This is a genomic window from Aeromonas sp. CU5, from assembly GCF_002586745.1.
Taxonomy (GTDB): domain Bacteria; phylum Pseudomonadota; class Gammaproteobacteria; order Enterobacterales; family Aeromonadaceae; genus Aeromonas; species Aeromonas sobria.
The window spans coordinates 2,185,151-2,205,347 of sequence record NZ_CP023817.1 but is presented as its reverse complement, the minus strand read 5'-3'; the positions used below and the strand labels follow the sequence as shown (position 1 = coordinate 2,205,347).

The 20,197-nt window shown below is 60.8% G+C and carries 18 protein-coding genes; 9 read left to right on the top strand and 9 right to left on the bottom strand.

What is annotated here, in order from left to right:
* Positions 1-5: 5 nt before the first annotated feature.
* The 4 genes from rsxC to CK911_RS09580 all read right to left on the bottom strand — a co-directional run bounded on the left by rsxC (position 6) and on the right by CK911_RS09580 (position 7,021).
* On the bottom strand, positions 6-2,531 hold the full coding sequence (gene rsxC, locus CK911_RS09595) for an electron transport complex subunit RsxC (RefSeq protein WP_098969761.1): 2,526 nt from the start codon (positions 2,529-2,531) through the stop codon (positions 6-8).
* A gap of 2 nt (positions 2,532-2,533) precedes the next feature.
* Positions 2,534-3,112: an electron transport complex subunit RsxB gene (gene rsxB / locus CK911_RS09590; protein WP_042018875.1), complete on the bottom strand. Its 579-nt coding sequence runs from the start codon at positions 3,110-3,112 to the stop codon at positions 2,534-2,536.
* 2 nt (positions 3,113-3,114) lie between these two features.
* Positions 3,115-3,696, bottom strand: coding sequence for an electron transport complex subunit RsxA (rsxA, locus tag CK911_RS09585; protein WP_005337600.1), 582 nt, complete (start codon positions 3,694-3,696; stop codon positions 3,115-3,117).
* A gap of 181 nt (positions 3,697-3,877) precedes the next feature.
* On the bottom strand, positions 3,878-7,021 hold the full coding sequence (locus tag CK911_RS09580) for a DUF3427 domain-containing protein (RefSeq protein WP_098972571.1): 3,144 nt from the start codon (positions 7,019-7,021) through the stop codon (positions 3,878-3,880).
* Positions 7,022-7,175: 154 nt separating this feature from the next.
* On the opposite strand from CK911_RS09580, the gene CK911_RS09575 reads away from it, so the two are divergent.
* Complete coding sequence (locus CK911_RS09575; protein WP_098969760.1) at positions 7,176-7,643, top strand: hypothetical protein; 468 nt, start codon at positions 7,176-7,178, stop codon at positions 7,641-7,643.
* 163 nt (positions 7,644-7,806) lie between these two features.
* Positions 7,807-8,175: a VOC family protein gene (locus CK911_RS09570; RefSeq protein ID WP_005347086.1), complete on the top strand. Its 369-nt coding sequence runs from the start codon at positions 7,807-7,809 to the stop codon at positions 8,173-8,175.
* A gap of 117 nt (positions 8,176-8,292) precedes the next feature.
* Here the strand turns inward: CK911_RS09570 and CK911_RS09565 are convergent, their stop codons facing one another.
* The gene (locus CK911_RS09565) at positions 8,293-9,873 is read right to left on the bottom strand and encodes a carboxylesterase (RefSeq protein ID WP_098969759.1); all 1,581 of its coding nucleotides are present in this window, start codon (positions 9,871-9,873) and stop codon (positions 8,293-8,295) included.
* Positions 9,874-10,218: 345 nt separating this feature from the next.
* Between CK911_RS09565 and CK911_RS21585 the strand changes: the two genes are divergently transcribed.
* On the top strand, positions 10,219-10,341 hold the full coding sequence (locus CK911_RS21585; RefSeq protein ID WP_263053669.1) for a hypothetical protein: 123 nt from the start codon (positions 10,219-10,221) through the stop codon (positions 10,339-10,341).
* Complete coding sequence (gene rluF / locus CK911_RS09560; RefSeq protein ID WP_098969758.1) at positions 10,331-11,365, top strand: 23S rRNA pseudouridine(2604) synthase RluF; 1,035 nt, start codon at positions 10,331-10,333, stop codon at positions 11,363-11,365. The genes CK911_RS21585 and rluF overlap by 11 nt, the downstream gene beginning before the upstream one ends.
* 68 nt (positions 11,366-11,433) lie before the next feature.
* Here the strand turns inward: rluF and CK911_RS09555 are convergent, their stop codons facing one another.
* Positions 11,434-12,675 carry a cyanate transporter gene (locus CK911_RS09555; protein ID WP_098969757.1) on the bottom strand — a complete coding sequence of 414 codons (1,242 nt, stop codon included), beginning with the start codon at positions 12,673-12,675 and terminating at the stop codon, positions 11,434-11,436.
* Between the two features lie 174 nt (positions 12,676-12,849).
* Between CK911_RS09555 and CK911_RS09550 the strand changes: the two genes are divergently transcribed.
* A complete protein-coding gene (locus tag CK911_RS09550) occupies positions 12,850-13,692 on the top strand; it encodes a LysR family transcriptional regulator (RefSeq protein WP_098969756.1) in 843 nt (280 codons plus the stop codon).
* A gap of 57 nt (positions 13,693-13,749) precedes the next feature.
* Here the strand turns inward: CK911_RS09550 and rsmS are convergent, their stop codons facing one another.
* Together rsmS and CK911_RS09540 are read right to left on the bottom strand one after the other, a co-directional pair.
* Positions 13,750-13,905, bottom strand: a complete 156-nt coding sequence (gene rsmS / locus CK911_RS09545; protein ID WP_098969755.1) for a pleiotropic regulatory protein RsmS — start codon at positions 13,903-13,905, stop codon at positions 13,750-13,752.
* Between the two features lie 109 nt (positions 13,906-14,014).
* The gene (locus CK911_RS09540; RefSeq protein WP_021230653.1) at positions 14,015-14,482 is read right to left on the bottom strand and encodes an acyl-CoA thioesterase; all 468 of its coding nucleotides are present in this window, start codon (positions 14,480-14,482) and stop codon (positions 14,015-14,017) included.
* A gap of 148 nt (positions 14,483-14,630) precedes the next feature.
* Between CK911_RS09540 and CK911_RS09535 the strand changes: the two genes are divergently transcribed.
* A complete protein-coding gene (locus CK911_RS09535) occupies positions 14,631-15,269 on the top strand; it encodes a tellurite resistance TerB family protein (RefSeq protein ID WP_068977493.1) in 639 nt (212 codons plus the stop codon).
* Between the two features lie 154 nt (positions 15,270-15,423).
* Positions 15,424-15,882, top strand: coding sequence for a GNAT family N-acetyltransferase (locus CK911_RS09530; RefSeq protein WP_172953993.1), 459 nt, complete (start codon positions 15,424-15,426; stop codon positions 15,880-15,882).
* Between the two features lie 52 nt (positions 15,883-15,934).
* Here the strand turns inward: CK911_RS09530 and CK911_RS09525 are convergent, their stop codons facing one another.
* On the bottom strand, positions 15,935-17,362 hold the full coding sequence (locus tag CK911_RS09525; protein ID WP_098972569.1) for a PLP-dependent aminotransferase family protein: 1,428 nt from the start codon (positions 17,360-17,362) through the stop codon (positions 15,935-15,937).
* A 122-nt stretch (positions 17,363-17,484) separates the two neighbouring features.
* Between CK911_RS09525 and CK911_RS09520 the strand changes: the two genes are divergently transcribed.
* A complete protein-coding gene (locus CK911_RS09520; RefSeq protein WP_098969753.1) occupies positions 17,485-19,056 on the top strand; it encodes a cytochrome ubiquinol oxidase subunit I in 1,572 nt (523 codons plus the stop codon).
* Positions 19,056-20,195: a cytochrome d ubiquinol oxidase subunit II gene (gene cydB, locus CK911_RS09515; protein ID WP_068977490.1), complete on the top strand. Its 1,140-nt coding sequence runs from the start codon at positions 19,056-19,058 to the stop codon at positions 20,193-20,195. The genes CK911_RS09520 and cydB overlap by 1 nt, the downstream gene beginning before the upstream one ends.
* Positions 20,196-20,197: the final 2 nt, after the last annotated feature.

Here is a 20,197-nt window from a genome sequence, read left to right as displayed (position 1 = left end):
GTCGGTTACCTTGTGGTTGTTCGGTCGGCTGACGGTGCATCTTCAGCGGCAGTCTCGGCGGCGCTGGCTGCCTCGGCCGCCAGCTTCTTCGCCTTGGCGCGGGCCACGGCAGCCGCAATGGCCGCTTTTTTCGGATCAACCGGGGCGTCAGCCGCAGGAGCACTCGCTTCAGGCGCGGCAGCGACGGCAAGTGGTTGTTCACTGCTGGCTGCGTCGGTTTGCATCGGCTCAACCGGTGCGCGCTCACCCCCAGCTCCGGCCCTATCTACCTGAGTAGCGGCACTCTCTACCTCAGCACTGGTACTTGCGCTCTGTTGTGCCAGCTTTTTGGCCTTGGCGCGGGCAATGGCTGCGGCGATAGCGGCTTTCTTGGGATCGACCGCTTCGCTTGCAGCCGTATCGCTTTGGCTGGTGGTTACTTCGCTCTTGGCTACCGTCATGTCGCGGGTCTCTGCGCTGGCAGCTGGTTCACTTTCCGCATTCTCGGCTCCGGCCCTTTCACCTTGCTGCGCCAGCTTTTTGGCCTTGGCACGGGCAATGGCTGCTGCAATTGCCGCTTTCTTGGGATCGGCGGGCGCATCGTTTTGGGTGTCTGCGTCGGCTGCCGCGCTGTTATCTGAGCTTACCGGCTCGCCACTGGCTTTGGCTTTTTTGGCCTTGGCACGGGCGATGGCAGCCGCGATCGCCGCTTTCTTGGGATCGGCGGGCGCATCGCTTTGGGTGCCTGCGTCGGCTGCCGCGCTGTTATCTGCGCTCACTGGCTCGCCACTGACTTCGGCCTTTTTTGCTTTGGCACGTGCGATGGCAGCGGCAATCGCCGCTTTTTTGGGATCGCTGGCGGGGTCAACCGCTTCAGCGGCGGCGGTTTCGCTGTTTGCGCTCTCCGCCAGCTTGGCGGCGCGGCGCGCTTCCGCTTCCCGTTTGCGGGCTTCGCGGGCGGCAATCACTGCGCTGTTGTCGGGCACGCCCTCGGCGGTGGCCGCAATGGCGGTGATGGGGGCATCCTGCTTGGCCTTGATACGAGCCAGAGCGGAGGCCACTGGATCTTCCCCCCCTGCGGCCGTCATGGTCTGACGGCGCTGGGCGGCGGCTTCGGCATGGCGCGCTTCGCGAGCCGCTTTCTCCCGCTCGAAACGGGCCTGCTTGGCCTCGAAACGCTGCTTGGCGCGCTCGGCCTTTTCGGCCTCGGTACGGGCTTCGCGAATGTCATCTTTGGCGATCTTGTAGTACTGCACCAGCGGGATCTCGCTTGGGCAGACCCAGGCACAGGCGCCGCACTCGATGCAGTCCATCAGGTTGAGCTTCTCGGCCTTGTCATACTCCTTGGCCCGGCTGTACCAGTAGAGCTCTTGCGGCAGCAGGGTGGCAGGGCAGGCATCGGCACAGGCACTGCAACGGATACAGGCTTGCTCCGGGCCGGGGGCGGGCAGTTCGGCCTGCGTCGGTGCCAGCAGGCAGTTGGTGGCTTTGACTACAGGCACCATGGCGTGGGGCAAGGTAAAGCCCATCATGGGGCCCCCCATGATCACCCGCTGCTCCGCTTCCGGTTGCAGCTCGAAACGCTGCAATAGCCAGCGCACCGGCGTACCGAGGCGTACCCAGGCGTTGCCGGGTTTTTTGAAGCTGTCGCCGGTAAGGGTGACGATCCGCTCGATCAGCGGCTCGCCGTCGATGATGGCGCGCTTGATGGCAAACACGGTGGCCACGTTGAGCACCATGATGCCGATATCGACCGCACGGCCCCCCTTGGGCACCTGACGGCCGGTGAGCAGCTCGATGGTCTGCTTGGCACCGCCGGAGGGGTACTTGGTTGGCACCGTTTTGACCAGCACATCCTCGTCGGTGGCGTGGCGGGTCAGCTGCTCGATCGATTCTGGCTTGTTGTCTTCCACCCCGATCAGGGTGAGTTTCGGTTTGAGCAGGTGCTTGAGCACCCGGATGCCATCCATGATCTCGCCTGAGTACTGCTGCATCAGCCGATCATCGGTGGTGATATAGGGTTCGCACTCCAGCCCGTTGACGATCAGGATCTCGGTGAGCTGGCCGCGGCCGTCGAGTTTGCTGTGGGTCGGGAACACGGCGCCGCCAAGGCCCGCTACCCCCGCCTGCTGGATGCGCTCAAGCAGCTCGCCCCGCTCCAGATTCCAGTAATCGGCTTTGCCATTGCGCTCGCCCCAGGCATCTTCGCCATCAGGGGTGAGGATGACGCAGAGATCGCCGAGCCCGGAGGGGTGGGCAACCGTGTGGTTGCCAATCTCGGTGATGGTGCCCGAGGTGGAGGCATGCACCGGCACCGTGCGCCCTTTGGCGTAACGGGTCAGCGGCTGCCCTTTTTTGACCTTGTCGCCCACCTGCACCAACAGATCGCCGGCGGGGCCAGCGTGCTGGCGCAACGGAATAATGAGGCGCGGCGGCAGACCGGCGTCCACCACCGGGCTCTGACTCGATTGCAGCTTGTTGTCGGCGGGGTGAATGCCACCGTGAAAGTCCCAGATATTCCCGGCTTTGATGCGTTCAAGTAAAGACTGCATGGTTACTCCAACATCTTGACCGGAATCTTGCCCGGAACATGCACGTTATTGAGATCCCACTTCCAGTTATCGACCGTGGTGGGCAGCGGGATCATCTCGATGCAGTCGGTCGGGCAGGGGTCAACACAGAGATCGCAACCGGTGCACTCGTTGGCAATCACGGTATGCATCGCCTTGGTGGCGCCGACGATGGCATCCACCGGACAGGCCTGAATGCACTTGGTGCAGCCGATGCACTGATCTTCGTGGATAAAGGCGACCTTTTTGACTGGCACGGTGGCCTCGTCACTGCCCCCCAGTGGCTGGGGCTCGACCCCCATCAGATCGGCAATTTTGCGCATGGTGGCCTCGCCACCGGGTACGCACTTGTTGATCTGATCGCCGTTGGCGAGCGCCTCGGCGTAGGGTTTGCAGCCGGGATAGCCGCACTGGCCACACTGGGTCTGGGGCAGCAGGGCATCGAGCTGATCGACGATGGGGTCTGCTTCCACATGAAACTTGACGGCGGCAAAGCCCAGGATAATCCCGAACGCCAGCGCCAGCAGGGTGAGCACCAGAATGGCAAAGAGAATATGGATCATGGTTATATCTTGATAAGGCCGGTAAAGCCCATAAAGGCCAGCGACATCAGACCGGCGGTGATCATGGCAATCGACACCCCGCGAAACGGCGCGGGCACATCGGCGGCGACCAGACGCTCGCGCATGGCGGCAAACAGGATCAACACCAGCGAGAAGCCGGTGGCGGCGCCAAAGCCGTAGATCACGCTCTGGATAAAGTCGTGTCGCTCATTGATGCTGAGCAGCGCCACCCCGAGCACCGCGCAGTTGGTGGTGATCAGCGGCAGGAAGATCCCCAGCAGGCGATAGAGGGTCGGGCTGCTCTTGCGCACCACCATCTCGGTAAACTGCACCACCACGGCGATCACCAGAATAAAGGCGAGGGTGCGCAGATAGGCGATATCCAGCGGCAGCAGGATATAGTGCTCCACCAGATAGGAGCTGGCACTGGCGAGGGTCATCACGAAGGTGGTCGCCAGCCCCATGCCGATGGCGGTTTCCAGCTTGCCCGAGACCCCCATAAAGGGGCAGAGGCCGAGGAATTTCACCAGCACGAAGTTGTTAACCAGCACGGTGCCGATCAATAAAAGCAGGTACTCAGTCATCAATTACCGTCACTGAAAGTCGGGTTATCCGGGTTTGAAGGCGGCCGGTATTATCTGATGTTAGGGCAAGTTAAACAACCGCAAGGCCGCATGGTTATTATGCAACTGGATAATTTAGCCGTGGTTCTGGGGCAGAACCCGGTGGGTTTTGCGTCATCTTCCCACCGGGCGACGCTCCCTACTAACCAACGGCCAGCTTGGCGGCCTCTTTCCACATGAATGGCGGCATCGGGGTTGTGAGACGCCATTTAATGTTCATCGGTTGGCTGCCGCTATGGGATACGTACTCCACCTCGCCAAAGTTCACAAAGCCAAGGGTGCGGCCAAATTCATCTTTGCTCTGCTCACGGACGAACAAAAACAAGCGCTTACCTTCTGCTCTGTGCTGAATGTAACTCAGGCCTTTACCGCGTTCGGGGCGAGCGCTGTTTTGGCTCTGCCAATGGAACAGTGACTCGTTGATGGCGTAGTCGTGATAACGGGTGGTGGGGGAGAAGTGCTGCTCCGTTTTGTTCAGGGTCACGAACAGCAACTCGATATTTTGCTCTGCGATGACATACACCCCCTCGCGCGCAGTGGGTTGTTGCGCGAAGGTGGTCGCGCCAAAGCCAACCAGTACCTGCTCTCTGGCATAGCGAGCATGCAGTTGCAGCGGATTGCCGGGAAGGTCTGGCATGGCGCTTTGTTCGTGCTGCACCCGGTTGATCAGCATGGGCAACAGGTCTGCCAGCTCGGCCCTTAACTCTGGTTGATTAAGTTGTTTCAGGCTGTGCGCCAAGGCGCTAAAGCCTGCGTTGGGGCCGCTCTGTTGCCAGAAGTCGTAATGGCACATCAAGGCCATGCGTTCATCGTGCTCGGCCGTTAAGGTAAAGGCGCTTTCCACCAAGGTTTGTAAGAAGTTCAAGTAATGGAGCGCATCGCAGCCCAATAGCCGGGTTTTGATGGCCCGGGTGTAGAGGGTAGATAACTTCTCATTGCTCATTTCAGAAACGGTATGGTTGTGTGCTTGTTTGACTAAGGATCTCCAATTGCCGCGCTTGTAGATCTCCTCAAGGCTGATATGAGGGTAGAACTTCAAAAAATTCGCCAGCGTCAGCGGTAAATCACAATCTTGTGAGAAACGGCGGATCAGGCCCATGAGGCGCGAGGTATTGAGGGTCGCCCTCTTGATATTGCTCAGAATGAACTCTTGGGTCTGTTTTGAGAGTTCGATGCGGCAACCCAAGGGGGCATGGGGAAAGCCTTGTTTGATTTCGTGGCTGATCGCCTTATTGGTTTTACCCACTAGTGCTCGGAATTTCTGAGCAAAGTCATACTCCGCGCGAGCATTGCCAACGAAATCCAACACGGTGCAGCACTCTTTATTGCTCGCCAGCCGTAGGCCGCGTCCTAATTGCTGCAAAAAGATAGTGAGGCTTTCCGTTGGTCGTAAAAACAGCAAGGTATCAACTTCCGGGATATCGACCCCTTCGTTGAAGATGTCTACTACGCAGAGAATATTGATAACCTTGTTGCGCAAAGCGTGTTGTTTGCTATACCGCTCGTCTCGGTTATCGCTTGTGAGGATGTCTGCCTTGATGCCCTTTAGTAAAAATGCCTTGCACATAAAATCGGCATGTTCACGGCTCACACAAAATGCCAGCGCCTTGATATTGGTAATATCGGTGACGATCTCATCGAGGCTCTGGACTATTTTCTGCACCCGCTGCTGATTGTGGGTGTAGATATTGGTGAGCTCACTAATGTCATAGCGGCCATTTTTCCAAGCGACTTGGCGCAAGTCAGTATCATCATCGATACCAAAATATTGGAATGGACAGAGATGGCGACGATTAATGGCCTCTGGCAAGCGGATCTCTGCTGCGATCACACCACAAAAGTCAGCGAGAATATCACCGCCATCATGGCGCTCTGGCGTTGCGGTCAATCCCAGCAAAATGTGAGGTTCAAAGGCGGCGAGCAGACCACGATAAGTGGCCGCCGCAATATGGTGAACCTCATCGATGACGATGTAATCGAAATAGTCTGGGCTAAGACGCAACGTAGCCAGTTGATTATTCAAGGATTGCACCGAGGCAAACAGTTGATGATAGTGGGTTGGCACGGCGCCACCGACTAACAGTTCGCCAAAATTGGATTGCTTAAGCACTCCGCGGTATGAGGCCAATGCTTGGCGCAAGATCTCTTCTTTATGAGCGACAAACAGAAACTTGGCATCGGGTTTGGTTTTTAGAAAACGCGCGAAATCAAAGGCGGAGATCAGGGTCTTACCTGTACCGGTGGCCGCAACCACCAAGTTACGAAAGCGCTGGTGTAAAGCGCGCTCCATTGCCAATTGCTCAAGGATCTCCTGTTGATGGGGAAACGGCGTGATATCAAAGAAATAGGCAGGACTATTTTTGTCACCATCCCCACGGGCCTCTTGCAGCGCATGCTGTAATTTTGTACGGCTTTCGAGCTTGCCATCAAACAGCTCAAAATCATCGGATTCCCAATAGGTTTCAAAGGTACTCAGGGATTTCTCGATAATATGCGGGATCTCTTGCGAGGTGATTTTTAGGTTCCACTCTAAGCCACTGGTGAGGGCAGAATGAGAGAGGTTAGATGAACCTATATAGCCGGTATGAAAGCCAGTATTTCGGCAAAAGAGATAGCTCTTGGCATGCAACCGCTCGCGCTGGGTGTTATAGCTGAGTTTGACTTCGGTGTTGGGCAGACTGGCTAAAAATTCGACTGCCTTGGCGTCGGTTGCCCCCATATAAGAGGTGGTAATCACTTTTAATTGGCGGCCGCTGCGGGTGAACTCCTCCAGCTCATGACGGAAAATACGGATACCTGCCCATTTGATAAATGAGACCAGCCAGCAGATACTATCTGCCGATAATATCTCCCGTTTAATCTCGGACTCCATCGACAAACCCGCATTGCTGCCGCAGAACAGCTCACTTTGCGTTAGACCGGTCAGAGGGAAAACATCTTCGGCATATTGCTTTAAATTGGCTGAGATGGGGTTATCCAACTGGTAGAGCGCGGTCAGAATTTTTCCCTGACTATCGATGAGGTTCTCGCCAATAAAGTCTGGGTCTTGGGTGCGATCCTTTAGCCAAAGCAATAACTGGTTAGCCAGTTCAATTTGCCGTTGCAGCTGATCCTCTCCAGTGACCGAACCCACCGCATACTCCAAAACCCGGCTCAGAAATCTGGATAACCAGACTGCCGCTTCGGCAGGTTCAAGCTGGCGTTCCCCTACGTAAAAACGCTCGCGGTCGAGTCGAGATGTCAGCAGTTGAGTAATGAGTTGTTCATAAATACCGCATTGTTGCATCGCACACTGGCCTTGAACGTTGTACATGAGGGTGGCGAGAAGAGTATCATTTTTTCCAACCAAATCAGTAAGCTGTTGTCGCCTGTTACTCGTTTGAAAATCGCCCCGGTTTTCGGTAATAGAGCCCGGCAGTGACAACCACAGGGAGGTGGTGATGGATCCGGTTTCCTATCTTTTTTCGGCTTATCTCAATCTGGTACAGCAGCAGGTTGCGGATATCTATGGCACCGAGGCCAAGACGCTGGTGGTGCAGTATGAGGGGGAGTCGGTCCCGTTCTCTTTTCAGCTGTGGCAGATCCAGCAGCCGAGCGTTTGCCGTCCTTATGAGCAAGATGTGCGGCGTTTTAGCCAGTGCACGGTCAAGGCGTCCGCCCTGTTTCACAAGCTGTGCGACGACCTGACCCGGCAGGATGACAGCAGCTGGCAACTGCCCAAGTTTCGCACCATGTACTGCTCGGCGGCTATCAGCTATCGGCCCCTTATCGCCGAAATTGGGGATGCCAAACAGAGTCCGGCCAAGCTGGCTGAGCGCGCCTGTAATCAGGCGATTCTGGCGGCGATGGATAGCGAAGATGAGACCCTTCAGGCCCAGCGTGACAAAGCGTGCGCTGCGGTGCAGTAACGCGAATTTATCTGACCAGACCATTTGCGCTCGCTTTGCGCGCCACGGCACACATGGGCTTCCCCTTGCCGGGTATGATGGGGTTACCCGCCGTGGCGGCAACAGTCGGATGCTTGCGGGTATATGCCGGTCACATCAGCCAGATCACCACCAGGAGGTAACCATGATCAGCCATATCGACCATCTGGTATTGACGGTCAGTGATATTGAACGGGCCGTGGCATTTTACAGCTCGGTGCTCAATATGGAGGCCATCACCTTTGGTGCAGGGCGCCGGGCGGTAGGGTTTGGCAACCAGAAGATCAATCTGCAACTGCTGGGGCAGGAGCCGCGCAACCGGGCGCAGGTGGGGTCGGGGGATGTCTGCCTAATCACCCGCTGGCCGCTGGAGCAGGTGATGGCACAGCTTGCCTGTCACGGGGTGGAGATTGTCGAGGGGCCGGTGACCAAAAGCGGGGCCTGTGGGCCGATAGAGTCAGTCTATTTCCTCGACCCGGATCAGAACCTGATTGAGGTCAGCATCTACCCCTAATCCCCCCTGAGCCATCACCCCCATCGCCATCATCAATAGAAAGGGGCCGTTAATTGACGGCCCCTCTCTCGTATCGCTATCGTGCCGGTGGCGCTTTGCCGATGTGCCAGAGACGCCCTAGAAAGGCGCGCTGCTCTCATCGCTCTCCTGTAAAAACTGCTCCAGCTCGGCCTGATAGGCCGCATCATGTTGACCACTGCTGGCAGGGATTACGACGGCAGGTCGGGCGACGGGAGGGGCGGTGAGGGTCTCCATTACCCGCTGCTGCAGATAGGGGTAGAAGGGGTTGGAGGAGGTGCGGGTGAGGGCGCCGGGGTTGACGATCAACACCCCGCGCTCGCCACGCAGGGCCAGACCGCCAAGATTGATGCCGTATTGCTCCCGCTGCTCCGGGCGCGCCGCCATGCCATAGAGGGGGTCGTCCATCGGGAAGGGGAGCGCCACGTGGGAGAGGGAGTAGATCTCCTTGGGATAGTCGATACCCAGCGGGCGGACTTGCTCAGGCTGGTCGGCGGTAGCCAGCGTTCTGGCCTGCGTCGCGGGGGAGGCGGGCTCGACATTGCCCACCACGGTGAGGCGATAGTGCTGGGGGGCGTTTGGCAGCAAACGGTGCAGCGCCAGCTCGGAGGCCGAGCTCATCAGCGGGCCAAACAGGGTGCTGCGGTTGATATCAAACAGCACCAGTTCGCTGCCGTTGGCCGGCAGGTAGTGGTAGAGATCGGCAATGATGGAGCGGGTGCTGACGGTGTAGTCCATCACCGACTGGAAGGTGAGGGTGGGCGGAAACGCCGCCAGCTTGCCACTGGCGGCCAGCTGGCGTACCTGCTGCTGGATGGCGTGAGTCAGGCGGTAGGACTGGCGCGCGCCATTGACCGGAAACGAGTTGTACTTGAACGGGTTGAACTCCGGCATGGTGTCGAGCCAGGCGGCGTTGGCAAAGGCGGGCAGCAGAGCGGGCACGGCCTTGAGCCCGGCGAAGCGGGCAAAGCGGGTCACCCCGATCATCGGGGAGATCAGCACCAGCCGATCCGGTTTTGCCAGCGCACCGCTCTGGTCTGTCAGCGCATCGAGCGCATATTTCACCGCCAGCGCGCCGCCGTTGGAAAAGCCCACCAGATGCAGCGGCCGCTTGCCCGGTGCCAGCAATCTGGCCTCCCGCACCGCCAGTCGGGTGGCGGCCAGCCAGGTCTCCCAATCCACATCCACCAGTCCGGCGGGCACAGTGCCGTGGCCGGGGATCCGCAGCCCCAGCGCGATAAAGCCCTGCTGCTGATAGCGTCTGGCCAGATGGCGCAGGCTGTAAGGGGAGTCGGTCAGGCCGTGCAGCAGCACCGCCACCCCTTTGACTTCCCCCTCGGGACGCAGCAGGTAGGAGCGGTTCCAGTTCTCCTGAAAGCGGGCGGGATTGATGGGGGAGTCCTGATAGTAGCGATTGCTGGCCAGTTGCTGCTCAGGCGGCGTCTTGGCAACCACCTCGGTGGCCACCAGCTCGAACAGCTGCGCTTCGCGGGCCAGATAGGCTTGCCAGTCGCTGCTATCGAGCTCATCGGCACTGAGTTCGGGGGGCACAACTGTGTGCCACAGCTGCAGCGGCGCTGCCTGCCAGGCGAAGTAGGCGATCACCGCCCATGCAGTCAGCAACAGCAGCAACAGGGTCAGCAGAGCACGGCGGATGAGGCGGCGAGTGTGAGCCAGCATGGCGCAATCCTTGGCGATAGAGGTGAAGCCGCATCTGGGCGGGCGAGTTCGGCGCAGCACCCAAGGCGCTGATAACCGGCTTAAAGCCTAATGGAAACAAGGTGATATGTATAGTTGATGGCGACTGGCTGCGCCGGAGTCGGGCGCCTGCTCCCGCCAGCAACGTCAGGCTGGCAGCGCCGGGGTTGTGTCGTGTGCTTTGTGTCGGCTTGAGCTTATCACCGGATGCCTGCCCGATAGCCGTTGCCCTGCAACTATCTGCCCCTGAAAGGGGCCAATTATGCTACTGTAGCGGCGTTTTTTGCGGGTTAGGCTGGCATTAGCCTTTTTTGAAGATGGAATGGTATGCAGAACTTTGATGCAGTGAATTGGCTGATCCAGCAGACAGCCTTCCCAGCGTGGCTGACGCTGGCAAATGGACAACAGGATGGGGCCAAGGCCCTGTGGCAGGTGACCCATGCTGGCTAATGAATCCATGCGTCTGAACAAGTACATCAGCGAGAGCGGCATCTGCTCGCGCCGTGAAGCCGACCGCTTTATCGAGCAGGGCCAGGTGTTTATCAATGGCAAGCGGGCCGGGATCGGCGATCAGGTGCAGGCTGGCGATCTGGTCAAGGTCAATGGTCAGGTGATCGAGGCCCGTGAGGCGGACAGTCTGGTGTTTATCGTGCTCAACAAGCCGGTGGGCATCGTCAGTACCACAGAGGCGGGCGAGAAGGACAACATCGTCGATTTCGTCAACCACAGCACCCGGGTCTTTCCCATCGGGCGGCTCGACAAGGATTCGCAGGGTCTGATCTTCCTCACCAACCACGGCGATCTGGTCAACAAGATCCTGCGGGCGGGCAACGATCACGAGAAAGAGTATCTGGTGACCGTCGACAAGCCGGTGACCGACGAGTTTGTGCGCGGCATGGCGGCCGGGGTGCCGATCCTCGGTGCCGTTACCAAGAAGTGCAAGGTGAAGAAAGAGGCGCCGTTTGTCTTTCGCATCACGCTAGTGCAGGGGCTGAACCGCCAGATCCGCCGCATGTGCGAGTACTTCGGCTTTGAGGTAACCAAGCTGGAGCGTATTCGCATCATGAACGTCAGCCTCAAGGGTGTGCCGGTGGGTGAGTGGCGCGATCTGACCGACGACGAGCTGATCGAGCTGTTCAAGCTGATTGAGGACTCCTCCTCCGAGGTGAAACCGGCTAAAGGCGACAAGCCCAAGGTGGCCAAGGCCCCGGCCGGACAAGCTGGCAAATTGGCACCCGGCAAGAAGCCCCGCCGCGATGACGATCACGAGATCGGTGGTCGCCCCAATGTGCCGGGCCCGGATGCTTTCGAGAATAAGAGCCCGGTAGGCAAGGGTGGCGCGGGTAAAGGGGCTGCCAATAAAGGCGGTGCCGGAAAAGCGGCCGCAGGTAAAGGGGCCCCCAACAAGGGTGGCAAACCGGCGGCAGGCAAGCCGCGCACCGCTAACGCCGGGCGGCAGAAGAAGGGGCGCTGAGTTGCAACCCTGAGTGGCGTCAGCCTCACCTTGTTATCCCCAACACGGTTATCCCCAACACACCGGCCTCAGGCCGGTGTGTTGTTTTGGGCCGTACTGCTGCCCGTGGCCGCAGGCGCGGGCAACCTCATCACCTTGGCATAGCCGCGCGGATCCAGGCGCAGCACCAGTAGGCTCATCAGCAGCAAGCCTCCCAGTTGCCACTGCCAGGCGGCCGCAAAGTCGCCGAAATGGTGATAAAGCCGCGCCGCCACCCAGGGGCCGGTGGCCGCCAGCATAAAGCCGAATCCCTGCATCAGGGCGCTCAAGGTGCCCACGCGGCGCGGGTCGGGCAGGTGATCCAGTGCAATCACCATGATCAGCGAAAAACTGCCGCCAAGGCCTGCGCCACACAGCATGCACCAGAGCATGGGGGCCGCCTGTGGCGCCAGCCAGAGACCGGCAAATCCCGCCAGTTGCATGGCGATGGCAAGGCCCATCCAGGGTCGTCGGTCCATCTTGCGGGCGGCCAGCAGCGGCAGGCCGAGGCCGCTGGCGGTCTGGGCCAGTGCCAGCCAGGCGACCAGCTCGCCCGCCTGCGCGGCGTTCCACCCTTGCGCCATATAGGCGGGGGCCAGCCAGGCAACCACTATGCCGTAGCCGCTGTTGATGATGCCAAAGCAAATGATCAGCAACCAGCTGCGGGGCAGGGCAATCAGCCGTTGCTCGCCGTGGGGAATTGCGACCGCGGCGGCGCGCGGCAGACGGACTTTCCACCCTAACCAGATGAGGGCCAGCAGCACCGGCAGGCTCCAGAGCGCCAGTGCCCGCGACCAGTCGAGGCTGGCCGCCAGCCTTGGTGTTAGGCTGGCCCCCAGCGCCCCGCCCCCCATCATGCAGGCGGAGAAGATCCCCATCACCAGCGGCACCTTGTGGGCGAACGCCTGCTTGATCAGCGCCGGCAGCACCCCCTGCACCAGCGCCGACCCCAATCCACAGAGCGCCGCACTGGCAATCAGCAAGGCGCCGCTCTGGGCATCGAAGCGCATGGCGCTGCCAATGCAGAGCAGCAGCAAGGCCGCCCCCAGCAGTTGGCGTGGACTGGCGTGCCGACGCAGGCTGGGGGTGAGCAGCACGCCAATCCCGATCAGCCACAACGGCAGCAGGGTGAGCCAGGCGAGGGTGTCCATCCCCAGCGCCAGACGCTGGTCAATGGCTTGGGCCAGCGGGCCGATGGCGGTGAGAAAGGGGCGCAGGTTCAGGCCAATCAGGATCACCAGCACCAGCAGGGCGGTGTGGCCTGCGGGTTGATCCGTATTTCGTTGATTCATCGGGTGCAGTTTCCGGTTCTGGGAGAGACAGAGAGCATTCGGGACGCGGAACAATCGGGGCAGAACATGGCAGATCACCGTCAAAGGGGCGAAACGCCAGCCTAACGGGGTCGAAAGTCATTTGGAAATTAAATGATAGAATGAGTTCCAGTGGTTTTATAAATGGAGCGCCCTATGCTGGATCCCTTGTTACTGCGCAGTTTTGTCGCCATTATCGACACCGGCAGCTTTACCCGCGCCGGTGAACGGGTCCATCTGACCCAATCCACCATCAGCCAGCAGATCCGTCGCCTTGAGCAGCAGCTCGGGTGTCCGCTGCTTGATCGCGCTGGCCGTCAGGTGGTGGCGACGGCGGAGGGGGAAAAATTGCTGGGGCTGGCCCGCCGTATTCTGGCGCTGCTGGCACAGGCCGAGGAGCAGGTGACCGAGGGGAGCGTGGCGCTCAGCCTTGGGGTGCCGGAGGATTTCGCCGCCGGCGCCATTACCCCAGTGCTGGCCGCCTTTGCCCGCGACTACCCCGAGGTGCGGCTGGAGGTGCAAAGCGGCCTGAGCCACGAGATCTGGCAGCGTTTCGAGGCGGGAGAGCTGGATCTGGCGCTGGTCAAGCAGACGCGGGGGCAGGGTTCGCCCCTTGCCCGCTGGCGCGAGCCGCTGGTTTGGGTCGACAGTCGCGACTGGCCCGCCCGGGAGCGGGAGCCGCTACCGCTGGTGGTGTTCCCAAGCGAAGGGCTCTATCGGCGCCAGATGACCGAGGCGCTCGATGGCCTTGGGCGGCGTTGGCGCATCGCCTATGTCAGCGCCAGCCTTGCCAGCTTGCAGGGGGCGGTGAGCGCAGGCATTGGTGTGAGCTTGCTGCCCAAACGGTTGATGCCTGCCGATCAGGTGGCCCTGACCCAGTGGCCCAAGGTGGCGCCGGTGGAGCTGGCGCTCCATGCCGGGGTTGGCGGGGGCGAGCCGCTCACTCGCTTGAGCACGGCCCTGATCGCCCTTTGCGACGAGGTGATGGGGCCGCAGTGAGTGGTTCTGTAGGGACAAATTGACGCCAGAAAAGGCGCCACAAAATGCGAGGGCAGATCAGTGATCCTGCCCCTCCGCCAGCTTGCGCTCGTAATCCTGTTTCACAATGGCCAGCGCCGCCAGCACCAGCTCGGGGGCAAGCCCGTTGGTTTCCAGTAGTTCAATCAGATCCACCGCGAGTTTCACCTCGGGCGGGGCAGTTTCCAGTGACATTCGGTGTGGCCTCGGTTGGTTCGGGTTACGGGAATAAGCGGGGAGTATACAGGGGCGCCGCCGTTGGCCGAAAGCGCCCCGCTGTGTCGGGGAGGGAGGTTGTGCAGGATCAGAGGTGCTGGCGCATCTCCTTGTCGATCTCCTCACGCAGGGCAATCAGCTTTTTGGCGTACTGCTGCAACTGCAGATCGCTCTCGCTCACCGGTTGCCACTGGGGCACCGGGGTCGGTTTGCCCTGCTCATCCATCGCCACAAAGATGATGATGCAGTGGGTGGTCTTGTGACGCTCGGTGTCGGTGGGGTGGCGGCTGTAGACATCCACCGCCAGATGCATGCTGGTGGTGCCGGTGTGGATCACCTGGGCGTGCACCTCCACCAGCTGGCCAATCTGGATGGGGCGCAAAAAGCGGATCCCCCCCACATAGACGGTCACCGCATAGCCGCCACACCAGCCAGCGGCGCAGGCATAGCCCGCCTGATCGATCCACTTCATCACCATGCCGCCGTGTACCTTGCCGCCGAAATTGACGTCAGAGGGCTCGGCCAGAAATTGCAGGGTCAGCTCGCGATTTGGCACAGTCACATCCTTATTGCCTGAAGAGTTTCCCTGAGCTTTGCCCCATCGGGCAGCCCGGTCAAGGGTTCATCCCCGATTCAGGAGGGTAGGGTCACTATCTTGTTTTACGTATCCCGATTTCAGATTTCTTACCCGCAGGAGTGACACCATGAAACAGATGCTGGAACAGTTGCTGGGGGCAGGCAAAGGCTTGCTCAACGACGGGGGCGACAAGCGCAAGGGGCAGATGCAGGGGGCGCTGGCCGGTGGCGCGCTCGGTCTGCTGCTGGGCAATAAAAAAGTGCGCAAATATGGCGGCACAGCGGCTGCCGTGGGCGGCGCCGCCGCCCTTGGCGGGCTGGCCTACAAGCTCTATCAGGATTGGCAGGCCAAGCAGTCTGATCCGGCCCAGCCGACCCATCCCATCAGCGCGCTGGAAGGCAATGCGCTGGATGCCCGCGCCACCCTGCTGGTGCGCGCCATGGTGGCTGCGGCCCGGGCCGACGGCCATATCGATGGCGCCGAGCGCCAGAAAATTCAGGAGTACCTGACCGAACAGGGCCAGAGCGATGCGGCCCGCTGGATTGACGCCGAGCTGGCGCGCCCCCTCGACCCCCACGCGCTGGCGCGGGAAGTGACCGACATGGAGCTGGCCACCGAGGTCTATCTCGCCTCCCTGCTCGCCATCGAGGTGGATCACTTTATGGAGCGCGGTTATCTCGACGAGCTGGCACGCGCCCTCAAGCTCGATGACAACCTCAAAGGAAGCATCGAGCGGCAGGTGGCCCAACTTAACGCCCCCGCCTGATACCCCTCACCGCCATGGATTGCCGATAACGCCCCGCTCAAGGGGCGTTGTTGTTTCTGCTGCTCGTCAAAAGATGCGGATGAGCCTATTTGGATTGCGGGGCATAACCCCTAAGATGGCGCAGAGTTATCAGCATTTTTGCAAGGAGCAACCGTTGGAGATACGCAAGGCAAGCGAACTGGATATCGACGCCATTGTCGAGCTGAACCGGCAGATAGGAGAGATCCACCATGAGCACTACCCCGAGGTGTTCTGCCCCCCGTCACCAGAGGAGCGGGCATTTTTACTGAGTGCCATCGGCGCGGAAGGGCGTCTATTCTGCGTTGCCGAGCAGGATGGCATGGTGGTGGGCTTTTTGACTGCGCGGATCGACATCAATGAGAGCGTGCCGTTTCTCACCCGTGCGCCGATTTGCCGCATCGGCTCCGTGGTGGTGGATGAGCAGCACCGCTCCCGCGGGATTGGCAAGGCGCTGATCGCCCATTGCGATGAGTGGGCCAAGACCCTTGATGCTCACCAAATCCGGCTGGAGGTGATGGCCTTCAACGAGCGCGCCAAAGCGCTCTACGAGGCGCTGGGCTTCAAGGTGCAGTCGCAGATCATGGCCAGATGATCAGTTTTTGATGGCGAGCCAAGGCGCGTCACTCCCCAACTACAAAGGCCCGTTACGGGCCTTTGTTCGTTTCGCCAAGTTGAACGGAGATAAGTGAAGCCAGCCGGGTGAGGGCTTGCTCCAGCTGCTCGCTCCAGGGATGGGAACTGTTGAGGCGTAGGCAGTGGTTGTGCTGCCCCTGACTGGCAAAGAGCGCGCCGGGGGCCACTGAAAAACCGCTGCCAAGGGCCTGGGCGTGCAGGGCGCGACTGTCGAGGTGGGCGGGAAACTCCAGCCAGAGGAAGTAGCCGCCATCGGGGGAGGAGATCCGCACTTCGCCCGGCAACAGCCGCAGCAGGGCCGCCCGCATCTGCTGCTGGCGCTGGGCCAGGGTGTGGCGCAGGCGGCGAAAGTGGGCATCGACCCCGCCTTGGCGCAGCATCTCGGCCAGCGCCAGCTGGCTCGGTACATTGGTGGAGAGGGTGGACATCAGTTGCAGCCGCTGCACCCGCTCGGCATGGGGTCCCGCCACTACCCAGCCGACCCGGAAGCCCGGCGCCAGACACTTGGAAAAGGAGCTGCAAAGCAGGCTGTCGCCGCGCTGATCCCAGTGCCAGATCGGCTTGGGGCGCTCGCGGCCAAAGTAGACCTCGGCATAGACGTCATCTTCCACCAGCGGCACCCCGTGGCTGTTGAGCAGCGCCATCAGCCGCGCTTTGTGGCCATCCGGCATGGTGTGGCCCAGCGGGTGCTGCACATTGCCCATCAGCCAGCACGCCTTGACCGGCATGCGAGTGAGGGCGTCGGCCAGCAGTTCGAGATCGATACCCACCCCCGGGATGACCGGGATCTCCACCGCCTTGAGTTTCAGCCGCTCGATAGCCTGCAGGGCGCCATAGAAGGTGGGGGACTCCACCACCACCCAGTCACCGGGCTCGGTCAGCACCTGCAGACTGAGGGAGAGCGCCTCCAGGGCGCCGGCGGTGATGATGATCTCCTGCGGATTGACCGCCACCCCGTCGCTGGCGTAGCGCTGGGCGATGGCACGGCGCAGCGCCTCGTTGCCAGGGGGAAGGTCGGCCACCGTGCTGAAGGGATCGAGCTTGCGCATGCAGCTGGCCAGCGCCCGCCCGAGCTGGGGGTGGGGGAACAGGGTCGGGTCGGCCACCGACATGCCAAGGGGCACCAGCTCACGCGACTTGCTCGCCTGCAACACTTCGAATACCAGATCGTTGATATCCACCGAGCCGCTGTAGTGGGTCTGGCTCGGGGTGTGCTGCACCACCTTCGGCGAGGCTGCTTTGACGTAGTAGCCGGACTGGGGGCGGGCGAGGATCCGCCCCTGACTCTCCAGCAGTTGATAGGCCTGTAACACCGTCATGGGGCTGAGCCCGTGGGTCTTGCAGCTCTGGCGAATGGAGGGGATGCGCTCCCCCGGTTGCCAGATGCCATCGTCGATCTGGCTTTGCAGGCGGTCGGCCAACTGCTGGTAAAGGGACATGATCTGGATCAACTGTTATAGGTGTAATTCAATATAACTGCATCTGTTATAGGTGTCATGCTCCGTGGTGTACTTGTCAGACACGAAACGTGTAGAGCAAATACAACAAAAGAGAGTGACGCATGATCAATCCGGATGACGTGGTCAGCCTGTCTCGCCTGCAATTTGGCGCCACGGCTCTGTTCCACTTCCTGTTTGTCCCCCTCACGCTGGGGTTGTCCTGGATCCTGGTGATCGCCGAGTCGGCTTATGTGATGACCGGCAAGGTGATCTATCAGGACATCACCCGCTTCTGGGGCAAGCTGTTTGGTATCAACTTCGTCATGGGGGTCACCACGGGGATCACCATGGAGTTTCAGTTCGGCACCAACTGGGCTTATTACTCCCAATATGTGGGGGACATCTTCGGCACCCCGCTGGCTATCGAGGGGCTGATGGCCTTCTTCCTCGAATCGACGCTGGTGGGGCTCTTCTTCTTCGGCTGGGACAAGCTATCCCGCGGCAAGCACCTGCTGGTGACCATGCTGGTGGCGCTCGGCTCCAACCTTTCGGCGCTGTGGATCCTGATCGGCAACGGCTGGATGCAAAACCCGGTGGGGGCCGAGTTCAATCTGCTGACCCAGCGGATGGAGCTGGTGGATATCGCCGCCGTGCTGTTTAACCCGGTGGCGCAGGTGAAGTTCGTTCACACCGTCGCAGCGGGCTATGTGGCGGCCTCCATGTTTGTGATGGGGGTGAGCAGCTGGTATCTGCTGCGCAAAACCGAGGTGCAGTTTGCCCTGCGCTCTTTCGCCATTGCCTCCGGTTTCGGGCTGGCGGCCATCCTCTCGGTCATCGTGCTGGGGGATGAGTCGGGCTATCGCACCGGTGAGGTGCAGAAGGTGAAGCTCGCTGCCATCGAGGCGGAGTGGGAGACCGAGCCAGCGCCTGCATCATTCACCCTGTTCGGCTTTCCGGATCAGGCTGCCGAGACCACCCACGCCGCCATCAAGATCCCGTATCTGATGGGGATCATCGCCACCCGCTCCATCGACGAGGCGGTGACCGGTCTCAAGGATATCAAGGTGCAGAACGAGGCGCGCATTCGCAGCGGCATGGTGGCAGCAGAAGCCCTCGACCAGATCCGGCGCGGTGATGACAGCCCGGCCAACCGCGCCCGCTTCGAGCAGCACGGTAAGGATCTCGGTTACGGCATGCTGTTGACCCCCTATGCCAGCAATATCGCCAAGGCCGGTGAGGCGGAGATCGCCAGGGCGGTGGATGACTCCATCCCGCCAGTGGCGCCGCTGTTCTGGGGCTTTCGGGTGATGGTGGGGCTCGGCGTCACCATGCTGGGGCTGATGGTGGTGAGCTTTGTCCAGCTCTGCCGCAACCGGCTGCAAAGCTCGCCACGGCTGCTCAAGACCCTGCTCTGGAGCATTCCACTGCCCTGGATTGCCATTGAGGCGGGCTGGCTGGTGGCCGAACTTGGCCGTCAACCCTGGACCATCAGTGACGTGCTGCCAGTCTCGGCCTCGGTCTCTTTGCTCCAGCCGGGCCAGCTCTGGTTCAGCCTGATCGCCATCTGTTCTATCTACACCCTGCTGCTGGTGGTGGAGCTGTTCCTGCTGCGCCATGTGATCCGCAAGGGGCCCGCCATTCTCCATACCGGCCGTTACGCTGGTGAACAACCCGAACTTGCGAGGATCGCCTGATGGATTACGCAACCCTGAAACTCATCTGGTGGGGGCTGGTGCTCTTCATGATGGTCGCCTTTATCGTGATGGATGGCTTCGATCTCGGTATCGCCATGCTGCTGCCGGTGGTGTCGAAAGACGATGCAGATCGGCGACTGGTGATCAACAGCGTGGGGCCGGTGTGGGAGGGTAATCAGGTGTGGCTGATCGCCGGTGCCGGTGCTCTGTTCGCCGCCTGGCCGCTGGTCTATGCCGCCGCCTTCTCGGCGCTTTATATCCCCATGGTGGTGTTGTTGCTTGGGCTCTTTCTGCGCCCGGTCGGCTTTGACTATCGCAGCAAGCTGGCCGATCCGGTGTGGCGTCGCTGGTGGGATCGCGCATTGGTGGCCGGTGGTCTGGTGCCAACCCTGATCCTGGGCGCAGCCATCGGTCTGGTGATGGAGGGGCTGCCGTTTCGTTTCGACGAGGGGCTGCGGTTGCACTACGGGGCGTTCAATTTCCACTGGGGCTGGCTGCTCTCGGTGCTCGCCACCGCGATATCTCTGTTGCTGCTCCATGGAGCCAGCTTTTTACAGGCCAAGGTGACGGGCACCCCAGCGCTGCGCTCACGGGGGCTGGCCATCTTGTTAGCCCCGCTGGTGACCCTCTGTTACCTGCTGGCCGGTTGGCATCTGGTGGAGCTGCCGGGCTATCAGCTGAGCGGTCTGGGCACTGCGCCCTTTGACCCCAATGCAGCTATCACTCCCTTGATGAAAGGGGTGATCCCCCAGAGTAATGGCTGGCTGCAGAACTATCTGGATTATCCGCTGCTGTGGCTGGTGCCGATCATCGGGGCGCTGGCGCCGCTGGTGAGCGGAATTGCCGCCTGGCTGGAGCGGGGCCGGATTGCGCTGCTGGCCAGCGGCCTGGCCTGCGCCACCATGCTCTGCTCGGTGGCCATCGCCCTGTTCCCCTTCGTGCTGCCCTCATCCCTTGATGCGGTCAGCAGCCTGACCCTGTGGGACAGCACCTCCAGCTACAAGACGTTGGCCATCATGTTCGGCATCGTGCTGGTGCTGCTCCCCGTCAACCTTGGCTACACCGGCTGGGTCTATCGGGTGGTGCGCGGCAAGCTTGACCGCGCCCGCATCAAGCGCGACAGCCATCAACTCTACTGACC